Raw genomic sequence first — 13,446 nt, forward strand, 5'->3', positions numbered from 1 at the left:
CCAAGCTTACCATCCGCAAGCTGATTGCTTGCACTTTGCTATCATGACCGGGTGAAGACCCTGTACCTGAGGAATGTGCCCGACGACGTCGTCGAACGGTTGGCGCGCCTTGCCGCTCGCGACAACACGTCGGTGACGGCGGTAGCCGTGCGCGAACTCGCCGAAGCTTCCCGCCGCGTCGACAACCCTGCCCTGTTGGGAGAGCTGCCGGATCTGAACATCGACACCAGCGCGGTGATCGGCGACCTCGATGCCGAACGCGCTGGGCGATGATCGTTGTCGACGCATCAGCTGCATTGTCGGCTCTGCTGAACGACGGCCAAGCCCGGCGGTTACTCGCCACCGAGTATCTGCACGCGCCACACCTGGTCGACTCGGAGATCGCTAGCGGGCTACGCCGGCGAGTCCGAGCTCAGCAGTTGAGCGCCGCTCAGGGTTGGCGTGCGCTGGACACCTGGCGCCACCTTGCGCTGAGCCGTCACGCGGTACATACCCTGCTCGACCGGATCTGGGGCCTTCGTGACCGTGTCTCGGCATACGACGCGAGCTACGTCGCGCTCGCCGAGGCGCTCGGCTGCCCGCTCGTCACCGCCGACAGTCGGTTGGGCGGGGCACACGGGATTCGCTGCCCCATCACCCTCGTTCCTCGTTGACCACGAATTAAAAGAGACCGGAGCGCCGGCGCCCTTGCCCCGCCGCTCGGCTACGCAGTGGAGCCATCCGCTGGTTTCAGTCGATGTCGGTGGCCGCCGGCACACTGGCGCCATGCTCGATCTCATCCTCCCGATGGAATGCGGCGGTTGCGGCGCGCCGTCGACGCGCTGGTGCGCGGCCTGCGCCGCTGAACTCGTCCCGGGCCAGGACGCGCCACGCGTGGTCACCCCGCGCATCGACCCGGGTGTGCCGGTGTTCGCGCTGGGCCGCTACGCCGGTGCGCGACGGCGCTCGATCGTCGCGATGAAAGACCGCGGTCGCGCCGATCTGTGCGCGCCGCTGGCCCGGTCGCTGGCTTTGGGCGTGCATCGCCTGCTGCTGTGGGGCCTGCTGGACGTGCCGCTGACTATCGTCCCGGCGCCGACCCGCGGCTGGTCGGCGCGGCGCCGCGGCGGCGACCCGGTGACACACGTCGCCGCGCTGGCAACGGCAGGTCATCCGGACGTCAGCGTTGTGCGTGCGTTGCGGATGACGTCGCTGGCCCGCGACTCGGCGGGGTTGAACAGCGCCGCACGCGAACGCAACATCGCCGGACGGGTACTTCGGACGCGCCGACGCCTGCCCGGCGGCGTTGAGGTCCTGCTCGTCGACGACGTCGTCACCACCGGCTCGACGGCACGGGAATCGGTCCGCATTCTGCACGGCGCTGGGGCGCGGGTGTCGGCTGTGCTGGCGCTAGCCGCCGCGTGAGCGTTTGTGAAGAACTCGCAACAGGTCGACCGAAATGCTGGCCCAGTCGCCTGTCTACGGTCTACCGTCGATCGCAAGCACCAACAACGCCTTAACGCAGCGTAAATCGCAGCTTGAGGTGCCACCGTCAACGGTAGGGGGTGAGTTCTCGACACCTTGCATCGGCGGGCGGCCAACTCAGTTCTGACAACCCCGTCGGCGCGTGCATCACAACCCGGCGCGCAACATCTGCGTGCAACGCGAGAGAAGGTGAGTTGTCAAGTATGTCAAGGCAAACCGTGGATTCCGGACAGCTGCTGGCCGAACGTCCAGCAGACATCGACGAGCACGAACCGACGGCGACAGCCGAGGTCGTCGTCAAGGGCCGCAACGTCGAAATCCCTGACCACTTCCGCGTCTACGTCTCGCAGAAGCTCGCCCGCCTGGAGCGATTCGACCGAACCGTCTACCTGTTCGACGTCGAGCTCGACCACGAACGCAACCGGCGCCAGCGCAAGTCCTGTCAGCACGTCGAGATCACCGCTCGCGGTCGCGGGCCGGTAGTCCGGGGCGAGGCCTGCGCCGATAGCTTCTATGCCGCCTTCGAGGCAGCGGTCGCCAAACTGGAGGGCCGATTGCGCCGCGTGAAGGACCGGCGCAAGGTCCACTACGGCGACAAAACCCCGGTGTCGCTGGCCGCCGCCACCGCCATCGTCCCGGCGCCCGAACCGGCTTTTGACAATATCGAGACTCCGCACTTCGGCGAGCCCGAGGGCACCAACGGACATCACCTTCCCGGCCGCATTGTGCGCACCAAGGAACACCAGGCCAAGCCGATGTCGGTTGACGATGCGCTCTACGAGATGGAGCTCGTCGGTCACGACTTCTTCCTGTTCTTCGACAGCCAGACCGAACGGCCCACCGTGGTCTATCGGCGGCATGCGTATGACTACGGTCTGATCCGGCTGGCTTAGCCGAACGTGCTCGTCACCTAGGATGGGGGACGCTGAAGACGTCGATCAGCCCGGCGACAATGCACAGCGCGTAGCGCGATGAGGAGGAACCGGGCAATTTGACCTAGGGGACAAAGCTGTGCTGAGTAGGTTGCTGCGCGTTGGTGAAGGTCGCATGGTCAAGCGCCTCAAGCGGGTGGCCGAATACGTCAACAGCTTGTCTGACGAGATCGAGAAGCTCACCGACGACGAACTGCGCGCCAAGACGACCGAGTTCAAGAAGCGCCACGCTGACGGCGAGAGCCTCGACGAACTGCTTCCCGAAGCGTTCGCGGTGGCCCGCGAGGCCGCGTGGCGGGTGCTCGACCAGCGTCCGTTCGACGTGCAGCTGATGGGAGCGGCGGCGCTGCACTTCGGCAACGTCGCCGAGATGAAGACCGGTGAAGGCAAGACGCTGACTTCGGTGATGCCGGCCTACCTCAACGGCATCGGCGGCCGGGGCGTCCACATCGTCACGGTCAACGACTACCTGGCCAAACGCGACAGCGAATGGATGGGCCGGGTGCACCGCTTCCTGGGCCTGGATGTCGGCGTGATCCTCGCGCACATGACGCCCGACGAGCGGCGCATCGCCTACAACGCCGACATCACCTACGGCACCAACAACGAATTCGGCTTCGACTATTTGCGCGACAACATGGCCCACAGCCTCGACGACTGCGTCCAGCGGGGCCACAACTTCGCCGTGGTCGACGAGGTCGACTCGATCCTGATCGACGAGGCCCGCACTCCGCTGATCATCTCCGGACCGGCCGACGGCGCCTCGCACTGGTACACCGAGTTCGCCCGCATCGCCCCGTTGATGGAGAAGGACACCCACTACGAGGTCGACATCCGCAAGCGCACGATCGGTGTGCACGAGCTCGGTGTGGAGTTCGTCGAGGATCAGCTCGGTATCGACAACCTGTACGAAGCCGCCAACTCGCCGCTGGTCAGCTACCTCAACAACGCCCTGAAAGCCAAGGAGCTGTTCGCCCGCGACAAGGACTACATTGTCCGTGATGGCGACGTGATCATCGTCGACGAGTTCACCGGCCGCACGCTGGTCGGACGCCGCTACAACGAGGGTATGCACCAGGCCATCGAGGCCAAGGAGCGCGTCGAGATCAAGGCCGAGAATCAGACCCTGGCCACCATCACCTTGCAGAACTACTTCCGGCTCTACGACAAGCTGTCCGGGATGACCGGTACCGCCGAAACCGAGGCGGCCGAGTTGCACGAGATCTACAAGCTGGGCGTGGTCGCGATCCCGACCAACCGAGAAATGATCCGCGCCGACCAGACCGACCTGATCTACAAGACCGAGGAAGCCAAGTACATCGCGGTCGTCGACGACGTCGCCGAGCGTTACGAAAAGGGCCAGCCGGTGCTGATCGGCACCACCAGCGTGGAGCGCTCGGAGTACCTGTCGCGCCAGTTCCAGAAGCGGCGCATCCCGCACAACGTCCTCAACGCGAAATACCACGAGCAGGAAGCCGGCATCATCGCCGAGGCCGGCCGCCGTGGCGCCATCACCGTGGCCACCAACATGGCCGGCCGCGGGACCGACATCGTGCTGGGCGGCAACGTCGACTTCCTCACCGATCTGCGGCTGCGGGCCCGTGGTCTGGATCCCGGCGAGACCCCCGACGAGTACGAGGCTGCCTGGCACCAGGAGCTGCCGATCGTCAAGGCCGAGGCCGCCGCCGAGGCCAAGGAAGTCACCGACGCCGGCGGGCTCTACGTGCTGGGCACCGAGCGGCACGAGTCGCGCCGGATCGACAATCAGCTGCGTGGCCGCTCCGGGCGTCAGGGCGACCCGGGCGAGTCGCGCTTCTACCTGTCCTTGGGCGACGAGTTGATGCGTCGTTTCAACGGCGCCGCGCTGGAGTCGCTGCTGACCCGACTCAATCTGCCCGACGACGTACCAATCGAGGCCAAGATGGTGACCCGGGCGATCAAGAGCGCCCAGACCCAGGTCGAGCAGCAGAACTTCGAGGTCAGAAAGAACGTCCTCAAGTACGACGAGGTGATGAACCAGCAGCGCAAGGTCATCTACGCCGAACGTCGGCGCATCCTGGAGGGCGAGAACCTGCAGCAGCAGGCCCACGACATGCTGGTCGCCGTAATCACCGCCTACGTTGACGGCGCCACCGCCGTGGGCTACGCCGAGGATTGGGATCTGGAGAAGCTCTGGGAAGCTCTCAAGACGCTGTATCCAGTCGGCATCGACCATCACACCCTGATCGAGTCCGACGCGGTCGGGGAGGCGGGCGAGCTGACCCGCGAGGAACTGCTCGACGCGCTCATCGCGGACGCCGAGCAGGCCTACGCCAAGCGCGAAGCCGAGCTCGAAGCGTTGGCCGGCGAGGGCGCGATGCGCCAGCTGGAGCGCAACGTGCTGCTCAACGTCATCGACCGCAAATGGCGCGAGCACCTCTACGAGATGGACTACCTCAAGGAGGGCATCGGCCTGCGGGCGATGGCCCAGCGCGACCCGCTGGTCGAATACCAGCGCGAGGGCTTCGACATGTTCACCGGCATGCTGGATGGCCTCAAAGAAGAGTCCGTCGGTTTCTTGTTCAACGTCGCCGTCGAGGCGGTTCCGCCACAGCAGGTCGGGCCGGTGGACGAGCCGGACGGCTTGGCCGAGTTCGCCGCCGCTGCGGCGGGCGCCCAGCAGCGCAGCGGCGCGGCGCGTGAGCCGGCGCCTGCGTTGCGCGCCAAGGGCATTGACAACGAGGCGCCGCAACTGACTTACACCGGACCCGCCGAAGACGGCTCGGCGCAGGTGCGGGGCAACGGGGACAAGTCGCCGGCGCGCGCGGGTGGCGGAAGCCGACGTGAGCGTCGCGAGACGGCCCGGCGGCAAGGCCGGCACGCCAAGCCCAAGCGGCGCTAACCAATATGGAGCGCGACCACCTGCCAGCGTCCGGCGAACTGCTCGATGCGGCAGGCAATGGCGTGTGTGCGCGGCCCGCGGCTGTAGCTGCCGAACACCTCGGCCGCTGCCCGGCCGCTCACCGGTTGCAGGCGAATCCGGCGTAGCACCGCCGCCCCATCCGGGCGGTCGCTGCCTCGATTGGCCGATAGCACCGAGTCGACGAGTTCGGCGGCCAGCAGCCCCTTCAGTTGCGCAATCGGGCGCCTGCGGTCGATGACCTCCAACACCCGACGTAAGGTGGCGTCGGCAAAGCCAGCCGCTTGCCGCATGGGCATCGGCATCGCGGTTGTCGGTGGATGTCGTTGTGGCACATGAGTATTGCGCGTTCGCGGGACTCTCGGCGAGGGTCTGCACTGCCGGACATCCCGGGCCGGGGGTTCGCAGTCGACGACCGGGGTGACCGCGAACGGCTGGCGATCCACTGAGCTTGACTCCGATCGACTGGAACCGGTCGACATTGAACTCTCCCGCACGTTTCGAAGGGCCATACAACACTGGCCTGCTGGAGAGTGGCAGACGAGTGTGAGGATCATCGCACAATCACCGCGTCCGCGTACCCGCGCTGTGCAGGGGGCCCGCCAGCCGGTTAGCGTTTCCGGCATATTGGTCGGTGACCAATTCGTAAGGGACGTAAAGGGGAGAGGCGACGTGACCCGGTTGTCCGCTTCGGACGCCTCCTTCTACCAGCTGGAGAACTCGGCGACGCCGCTCTACGTCGGGTCGTTGTCGATCCTGCGTCAGCCGCGCGCCGGGTTGAGCTACGAGACCCTGCTGGCCGCTGTGGAGCGGCAACTGCCGAAGGTTCCACGCTATCGGCAGAAGGTCCGTGAAGTGACGATGCGGCTGGCCCGGCCGGTCTGGGTCGACGACCGCGAGTTCGACATCACCTATCACGTCCGGCGCTCGGCGCTGCCGTCGCCGGGCAGCGACGAGCAGCTGCATGAGCTGATCGGACGGCTGGCGGCCCGCCCGCTGGACCGCTCGCGGCCGCTCTGGGAGATGTACCTGGTTGAGGGTTTGGCCAAGAATCGGTTGGCGCTGTACACCAAGTCGCATCAGGCGCTGATCAACGGCATGGGCGCGGTCGAGATCAACCACGTCATCGCCGACCGCAGTCGCCGTCCGCCGCCATTTGTCGAAGACATCTGGGTGCCCGGTCGCGAACCCGGCAGAGTGCGGTTGCTGCTCGGCGCGGTCGGCGATTGGGCCACCCGCCCACAGGAGCAGCTCAAGGCGGTTCACAGCGGGGCCGTTGATCTGCTGACCAGCTCGGGCCAGCTGGCCGACGCCGGCCAACGGATGGTCGAGGTCGCCCGCACGCTGGCGCGTGGCTCCGCCCCCCGCAGTCCGCTGAACGCCACGGTGTCGCGCAACCGGCGGTACACGGTCGCGTGCGGGCGACTCGACGATTACCGGCTGATCCGGTTGCGGTACAACTGCGATGTCAACGATGTAGTGCTGGCCGTGGTCGCCGGCGCGCTGCGCAACTGGCTGATGTCCCGCGGCGAGCCGCCGGCGCCGACCGCGACCGTTCGGGCGATGGCGCCGTTGCCGGTATTCGAGGCCTTCAACTCGTCTAATCGCGGGCCGACCATCAGCCAGGTATCCCCGTTCCTGGTCGACCTACCGGTCGGCGAGGGCAACACGGTGGTGCGGCTGTCCCAGATTGCGCACGCCACCGAAAGCAACCCGACAGCGGCCAGCCTGGTGGACGCGCGCACCATCGCGACGCTGTCCGGCTTCGCGCCACCGACTCTGCACGCCATGGGGATTCGGGTCGCGACCGGATTGTCGCCGCGCTTGTTCAACCTGTTGATCACCAATGCGCCTGGTGCCCAGTCCCAGATGTACGTCGCCGGAGCCAAGCTGCTCGAGAGCTACGCGGTGCCGCCGCTGCTGAACAATCAGGTATTGGCTATCGGCGTGACGTCGTACAACGGGATGCTGTACTACGGCATCAACGCCGATCGAGACGCGATGAGCGACGTCGACGTGTTTCCGGCATTGCTGGGCGAATCGCTCGATGAACTGCTGGAAGCCGCGCAATAGCCCTACCATTCGATGGTGAGCCAGGCGCAGAACAAGCAGCCCAAGATCTCGGTCAAAGTCTATGAAGCCGAATTGTTCAGGCTGCAAACGGAATTGGTAAAGCTACAGGAATGGGTGCGCACGGCAGGTGTTCGCGTCGTCGTAATCTTCGAGGGTCGTGACGGGGCGGGCAAGGGCGGTGTCATCAAACGAGTCACCGAATACCTCAACCCGCGGTTTGCGCGAATCGCCGCGCTGCCGACGCCGACTGATCGCGAACGCGGGCAGTGGTATTTCCAGCGCTACGTCGCGCAACTGCCCACCAGGGGTGAGATCGTGCTCTTCGACCGGTCCTGGTACAACCGCGCCGGCGTCGAGAAAGTGATGGGGTTCTGCACGCCGCAGGAGCATGCGCTGTTCCTGCAACAGACGCCGATCTTCGAGCAGATGCTGATCGATGACGGAATTCTGTTGCGCAAGTATTGGTTTTCGGTTTCCGAAGAGGAGCAGTTGCGGCGCTTCAAAGCGCGGCGCAACGATCCGGTGCGGCAATGGAAGTTGAGCCCGATCGACCTGGAATCCCTCTACAAGTGGGAAGACTATTCGCGGGCCCGGGATGAGATGATGACCTACACCGACAAGCCCAGCAGCCCATGGTATTTGGTGGAATCGGACATCAAGAGGCATGCGCGGCTGAACATGATCGCGCATCTGTTGTCCACGATCGACTATCAGCCGGTGAAACTGCCGAAAGTCAAACTACCCGCTGAGCCGGTCGGTACCGGCGACTACCAGCGGCCACCGCGGGAGCTGTCTACTTACGTCGACGACCATGTCGCAACGCTGATCGGCGACACCGAATGACAAGGACGAACGCGAACTGATGCGCATCTACATTCCGGCGACGCTGGCCATGCTGCAGCAACTCGTCGCCGACGGTTGGCTGCGGCCCGTAGGCGGCACCGCCTTCGCAGTCACCCCCCAGCTGCGTGAAGCCTATGCCGAAGGCGACGACGACGAGCTAGCCGAAGTCGCGCTGCGAGAGGCGGCCCTGGCGTCGCTACGGCTGCTGGCCGGCGCGACCGAAGACGGCGGCCGCCAAGGCGCGCTGCCGGCTCGACGCGCGGTGCTGGTGGCCGATGTCGGCGACGTCACACTGCGCCCGGATCTCGACGATGCGGTGGTGCGGATCGGCGCTGCCGTGACCACCGACGAGGTGGTCGCCGCATTCGTCGACAACGCTGCGGCGGAAGCGCAGGTCAAAGCGGCGATCGAGGTGGTCGACGCGGCTGACCTGGGCGACGAGGACGCCGAGCTGACCGTCGGGGATGCCCTCGATCACGACCTGGCGTGGTACGCGACTCAGGAGCTGCCGTTCCTGCTGGAGCTGCTCTGAGCCGGCTTTGAGTCTCCGCGAGGTATAGCTACGGAACCGTAGGTTACGGTACCGTAGGTTCTGTCCCGAGTAAGAGACCAGGAGTTTCGCCAATGGACAGAAAAGTGTCACGTCCGGCTGCCGACGTCATCGAGACCACGCCGATTACGCTGGCCGGAGTGGAAACTCACCCAGGCTGGCACGCGCTTCGCAAAATTGCCCATCGCATCACCACGCCGCTGCTGCCCGATGACTACACCCGCCTCGCCAACCCGCTGTGGTCGGCGCGAGAACTGCGCGGACGCATTCTGGACGTGCGGCGCGAGACAAGCGATTCCGCGACCCTGGTCATCAAGCCGGGATGGGGCTTCAGCTTTGACTATGAGCCGGGTCAGTACATCGGCATCGGGTTGTTGATGGACGGCCGTTGGCGCTGGCGCTCCTACTCGTTGACGTCCAGCCCGCTCACCTCGGGCGCACACCGCGGGGCGCGCACGGTGACGATCACGGTGAAGGCGATGCCGGAAGGCTTCCTGTCCAGTCATCTTGTCGACGGGGTGCAGCCGGGGACGATCGTGAGATTGGCGGCGCCGCAGGGCAATTTCGTGCTGCCCGACCCCGCGCCGCCGACTGTGTTGTTCCTCACCGCCGGCTCGGGCATCACGCCGGTGATGTCGATGCTGCGCACGCTGGCCCGTCGCGACCAGATCACCGACGTGATCCACGTCCATTCGGCACCCACGGCGCAAGACGTGATGTTCGGTCCCGAACTCGAGCGGCTGGCCAAGGATCATCCCGGCTACCGGTTGCAGCTGCGCGCGACGCGTAGCGAAGGTCGGCTCGATCTTTCCCGGCTCGACGCCGAGGTGCCGGACTGGCGCAGCCGGCAGACCTGGGCGTGTGGCCCCGCGGCGATGCTGGACTCCGCCGAGCAGGCCTGGTCGGCGGCCGGCATCAGCTCCCGCCTGCACCTTGAGCGGTTCGCGGTCTCCAAGGCTGCACCAGCCGGGACGGGCGGCACGGTCACATTCGCCAAGAGCGGAAAGAGCGCCGCTGCCGACGCGGCGACATCGCTGATGGACGCCGGTGAGCAGGCTGGTGTGCAGATGCCGTTCGGCTGCCGGATGGGTATCTGCCAGTCCTGCGTGGTAACCCTGACCGAGGGCCATGTCCGCGATTTGCGGACCGGCCTCGAACGCGAGCCGGGGACACGCGTGCAGACGTGTGTTTCCGCGGCGTCCGGCGACTGTACTCTCGACGTTTAGAAGCTACCCACTGGTAACCTACGCTTTCGTAGGTTACGATAGCGTAGGTCAGGAACTGCAGGCTGCAGGAAGGTAAACACCACGATGGCGATCACCGACCTCGATGTCTTCGCGCATCTGACGGACGCCGACATCGAGAATCTCGGCGTCGAACTCGACGCCATCCGCCAGGACATCGAAGACTCTCGTGGCGAGCGCGATACCCGCTACATTCACCGCACCATCGCCGCGCAGCGCGCCCTCGAAGTCGCCGGCCGACTGATGCTGGCATTCGGCAAGCGCCGGTCAGCCTGGTGGGCGGGTACCGCGACCCTCGGCGTGGCCAAGATCGTCGAGAACATGGAGATCGGCCACAACGTCATGCACGGTCAGTGGGACTGGATGAACGACCCCGAGATCCACTCCTCCTCCTGGGAGTGGGACATGATGGGATCGTCCAAGCACTGGCGCTACACCCACAATTTCCTGCACCACAAGTACACCAACATTCTCGGCATGGACGACGACGTGGGCTACGGCCTGCTGCGGGTGACCCGCGACGTCCCGTGGAAGCGCTTCAACCTGTTCAACCTGTTCTACAACGCAATGTTGGCGCTCGGCTTCGAGTGGGGCGTCGGCCTGCAGCACGTGGAGATCGGCAAGATCGTCATGGGGCGCATCGACAACGACGACGCTCGCGAACGGGTCGACGAGTTCTTCAACAAGGCCGGTCGCCAGGTGCTCAAGGACTATGTCGCGTTCCCAGCACTGACGTCGTTGTCGCCGGGCGCGTCGTTCACCTCGACGCTGAAAGCCAACATCCTGGCCAACATCATCCGCAACGTGTGGGCCAACGCCATCATCTTCTGCGGGCATTTCCCCGACGGTGCCGAGAAGTTCACCAAGACCGACATGGTCGGGGAGACCAAAGGCCATTGGTACCTGCGCCAGATGCTGGGCAGCGCCAACATCAACGCGGGCCCGGCGATGCGTTTCATGAGTGGGAGCCTGTCCCATCAGATCGAACACCACCTGTTCCCGGATCTGCCCAGTAACCGGTATGAGGAGATTGCGGTACGGGTGCGCCAGATCTGCGACAAGTACGACTTGCCCTACACCACGGGGCCTTTCCTGGTGCAGTACGGCAAGACGTGGCGGACGATCGCCAAGTTGTCGCTGCCGGACCGCTACCTGCGCGCCACCGCCGACAACGCCCCGGAGACGCGCAGCGAGTCGATGTTCGCCGAACTGGGGCCCGGTTTCGCCGGTGTCGACCCGTCAACTGGCCGTCGTCGCGGACTGAGGACCGCGATCGCCACTGTGCGGGGGTGGCGGCGCAACAAGCGGGGTGCCGAGCAGGAGCCTGGACGCGACGAACTCGCCGCCTGATCCGGGCGGCGAGGTGTCGGTCTAGGAAACCGCCGCTAGCACCGCATGATGTGCCCGCAGCTGCGTGGGCCGAGTTACCGCGGTCTCTCGACGCCACGGACCCCGTGCGCCGAGCATGCCGAAGATCGCCATCCGCGACCGTGACGTTCGGTTGGTGCGGGGTCGGCGCCACCGATACCCGTGGCATCCGCAAGATGAGTAGCGGCCCGGGCTGCGCGGTTTCGGCCCCTGCCGCCGCGGATATCGGGTCGCTCGCACCACTCCGGGACACACTGTGGCAAACCCCAGAAGTGATGCAGCACAAAGCGTTAACGCAGTAAATTTTAAGCAAATTCCTTGCTGGCCTTTATCTTTCCGTATTCGTGGGCTAGTGTCGGCCGGGGGGATAGGCACGAGTTAGGGCTTCTTGCGGGGAGTAGGCCCGAACATTTCGTCACAGTGCACACCCTTTTAGTGAGCAAGTGACCGCAATCTACTGAAATGAGCACTTTGATGAACCGTCGTATCACCATGCCCTTAAGCGCGGCCGCTGGAGGGTTGCTGGCCTCCGCATTTCTGCCGGTGGCCTTCGCCTTCGCCGATACCTCCGACCCGTTCACCACCTTTGCCGGGCAAGTCGACTCGACCGCCTCGGCCACCGAGTTGGCCAACCTTGACTCGACGTTGAACACCGGCGACCCCACCCTTGCCGCCTCGCTTGGCTCCGATGTAACCACGGGGTCCACACCGTTCGGCATAGGGCAGGCCCCGGCAGCCGACGACGCGTTCGCCAACCTGCTGCCCGCCGACGCCACGACGGCGCAGATCAATGAGGCGGCCAACTACGACGCGGTGCTGTACAACGGAGACCCCACACTGGCTGCCAGCCTGGCTGCTTCCGACAGCACCGGGGTGTTCCCGGATGCACCCGGTTCGGATGCCTTCACGATCGGCACCACCACCTTCGACCCCTACACCGTGGCTGCTGACGGCACGCAGACGGAAGGCTTCGCGCCTGTGACCGCGGGAACAGGTACGTCCCCATTTTTCGAGACCGGCACCGTCGATAGTCAGAACTTCGACATCTTCGGCACGGCCAGCGGCTCCACCACCCCGACGCTCGAGGGGACTATCAACACCAGCGAGAACGTCACCAGCCTCGGTAGCATCACCAACACCGGGTTCGACGTCACCAGTGCAACGTCCGCTACCGGGGGCAGCACTGCGGGCCTGCCGGCCGACGGAACGATCTATGACATCACTAACTTCGGCAGCGGCTATGAGAACGTCTACACCGATGTCCCAGGTGCCGCCGCCGGCGACGCCGGCACTGCCACGGACACCTTCGTGACGCCGTTCGGGGACTATGACCTGTCGAGCCTGGTCAGTGCTTTTGACCTCTCAAGCCTCGACCCGGGTGCGGCGTTCGGTATTGCTGCTGACACAGGCAGCGCTGCTGCTGACGCGGTCGGAAGCGTCGATCCGCTGTCGTTCCTCGGTCTGTGAGGCGTCGTCGGCTGAACTGAATCGTGTGACAAACATCCCGGGTCGCCAGGGGCGGCCCGGGATGTTTGTCGTGTGAGCCATCCGAGGTGTGCACGCCGTCAGGCCACGAAACTGTCCAGCGGGATTGACGGGTTCACGCCTTGTCGACGATGGTGACCAGCCGCCGCAGCGCCTCGAGTTGCTGGGAATGGTCACCGTCGAGCTTCGCCAACAGCGTGGTGATGCCGGCCGCTTGGTAGCGGTCCACCCGCTCGGCGATAAAGTCGTCGTCACCAAGCAGATTCGTCAGCTTGCCGAGGTCCAGCGGTACGTGGGCGCGGGCCTCGTCGCGGTTGCCGGCCTGCCACAGCTCGGCAACCGCCGCGACTTCCTCGGCGTAACCCAGCCGGCTGAACGCGTCGTTGTAAAAATTCTGCCCGCCCACACCCATCGCCCCGATCGTGAACGCGTAGCCGTCGGCGTGCCGGCGGGCGGCCGCGTCACTGGATGCCCGGTCGTCGTGGAACTCCAGCGCCACCGGCGCGACCAGGTCGAGCTGATCCAGCGTTCGCCCGGCCCGCTGGGCGCCACTGCGCAACGGGCCGAGGAACACCTCGGCTGCTTCGG

13 protein-coding genes are annotated in these 13,446 nt (G+C 65.5%); 11 read left to right on the top strand and 2 right to left on the bottom strand.

Features of this window, described 5'->3' with window-relative positions:
* Positions 1–51 precede the first annotated feature (51 nt).
* The 5 genes from AC2VOG_RS01315 to secA all read left to right on the top strand — a co-directional run bounded on the left by AC2VOG_RS01315 (position 52) and on the right by secA (position 5,277).
* Complete coding sequence (locus AC2VOG_RS01315) at positions 52–273, top strand: antitoxin (protein WP_486938110.1); 222 nt, start codon at positions 52–54, stop codon at positions 271–273.
* A complete protein-coding gene (locus AC2VOG_RS01320) occupies positions 270–653 on the top strand; it encodes a type II toxin-antitoxin system VapC family toxin (protein WP_486938111.1) in 384 nt (127 codons plus the stop codon). The genes AC2VOG_RS01315 and AC2VOG_RS01320 overlap by 4 nt, the downstream gene beginning before the upstream one ends.
* A 112-nt stretch (positions 654–765) precedes the next feature.
* Positions 766–1,404: a ComF family protein gene (locus AC2VOG_RS01325; RefSeq protein ID WP_486938112.1), complete on the top strand. Its 639-nt coding sequence runs from the start codon at positions 766–768 to the stop codon at positions 1,402–1,404.
* A gap of 278 nt (positions 1,405–1,682) precedes the next feature.
* Complete coding sequence (gene hpf, locus AC2VOG_RS01330; protein WP_486938121.1) at positions 1,683–2,357, top strand: ribosome hibernation-promoting factor, HPF/YfiA family; 675 nt, start codon at positions 1,683–1,685, stop codon at positions 2,355–2,357.
* A 118-nt stretch (positions 2,358–2,475) separates the two neighbouring features.
* Positions 2,476–5,277 carry a preprotein translocase subunit SecA gene (secA, locus tag AC2VOG_RS01335; RefSeq protein ID WP_486938113.1) on the top strand — a complete coding sequence of 934 codons (2,802 nt, stop codon included), beginning with the start codon at positions 2,476–2,478 and terminating at the stop codon, positions 5,275–5,277.
* Here secA and AC2VOG_RS01340 read toward each other — a convergent pair.
* The gene (locus tag AC2VOG_RS01340) at positions 5,274–5,777 is read right to left on the bottom strand and encodes an Rv3235 family protein (protein WP_486938114.1); all 504 of its coding nucleotides are present in this window, start codon (positions 5,775–5,777) and stop codon (positions 5,274–5,276) included. The two genes, secA and AC2VOG_RS01340, sit on opposite strands and share 4 nt — an antisense overlap.
* Before the next feature lie 190 nt (positions 5,778–5,967).
* Between AC2VOG_RS01340 and AC2VOG_RS01345 the strand changes: the two genes are divergently transcribed.
* The 6 genes from AC2VOG_RS01345 (at position 5,968) to AC2VOG_RS01370 (ending at position 12,840) form a co-directional block, all read left to right on the top strand.
* Positions 5,968–7,368 carry a WS/DGAT/MGAT family O-acyltransferase gene (locus AC2VOG_RS01345; protein WP_486938115.1) on the top strand — a complete coding sequence of 467 codons (1,401 nt, stop codon included), beginning with the start codon at positions 5,968–5,970 and terminating at the stop codon, positions 7,366–7,368.
* A 15-nt stretch (positions 7,369–7,383) separates the two neighbouring features.
* Positions 7,384–8,211 (top strand): polyphosphate kinase 2, encoded by an 828-nt coding sequence (ppk2, locus tag AC2VOG_RS01350; protein WP_486938116.1) that lies wholly within the window; start codon positions 7,384–7,386, stop codon positions 8,209–8,211.
* Positions 8,212–8,227: 16 nt separating this feature from the next.
* Complete coding sequence (locus tag AC2VOG_RS01355) at positions 8,228–8,743, top strand: DUF6912 family protein (protein ID WP_486938122.1); 516 nt, start codon at positions 8,228–8,230, stop codon at positions 8,741–8,743.
* 92 nt (positions 8,744–8,835) lie between these two features.
* A complete protein-coding gene (locus tag AC2VOG_RS01360) occupies positions 8,836–9,987 on the top strand; it encodes a ferredoxin reductase (protein ID WP_486938117.1) in 1,152 nt (383 codons plus the stop codon).
* An 84-nt stretch (positions 9,988–10,071) separates the two neighbouring features.
* Positions 10,072–11,355, top strand: a complete 1,284-nt coding sequence (locus AC2VOG_RS01365; RefSeq protein WP_486938118.1) for a fatty acid desaturase family protein — start codon at positions 10,072–10,074, stop codon at positions 11,353–11,355.
* Between the two features lie 480 nt (positions 11,356–11,835).
* The gene (locus AC2VOG_RS01370) at positions 11,836–12,840 is read left to right on the top strand and encodes a hypothetical protein (protein ID WP_486938119.1); all 1,005 of its coding nucleotides are present in this window, start codon (positions 11,836–11,838) and stop codon (positions 12,838–12,840) included.
* 133 nt (positions 12,841–12,973) lie between these two features.
* On the opposite strand, the gene AC2VOG_RS01375 is transcribed toward AC2VOG_RS01370, so the two are convergent.
* The coding region (locus AC2VOG_RS01375) for an LLM class flavin-dependent oxidoreductase (RefSeq protein ID WP_486938120.1) at positions 12,974–13,446 on the bottom strand (473 nt) is incomplete at its 5' end.

Source organism: Mycobacterium sp. TH-M11 (genome assembly GCF_057473725.1).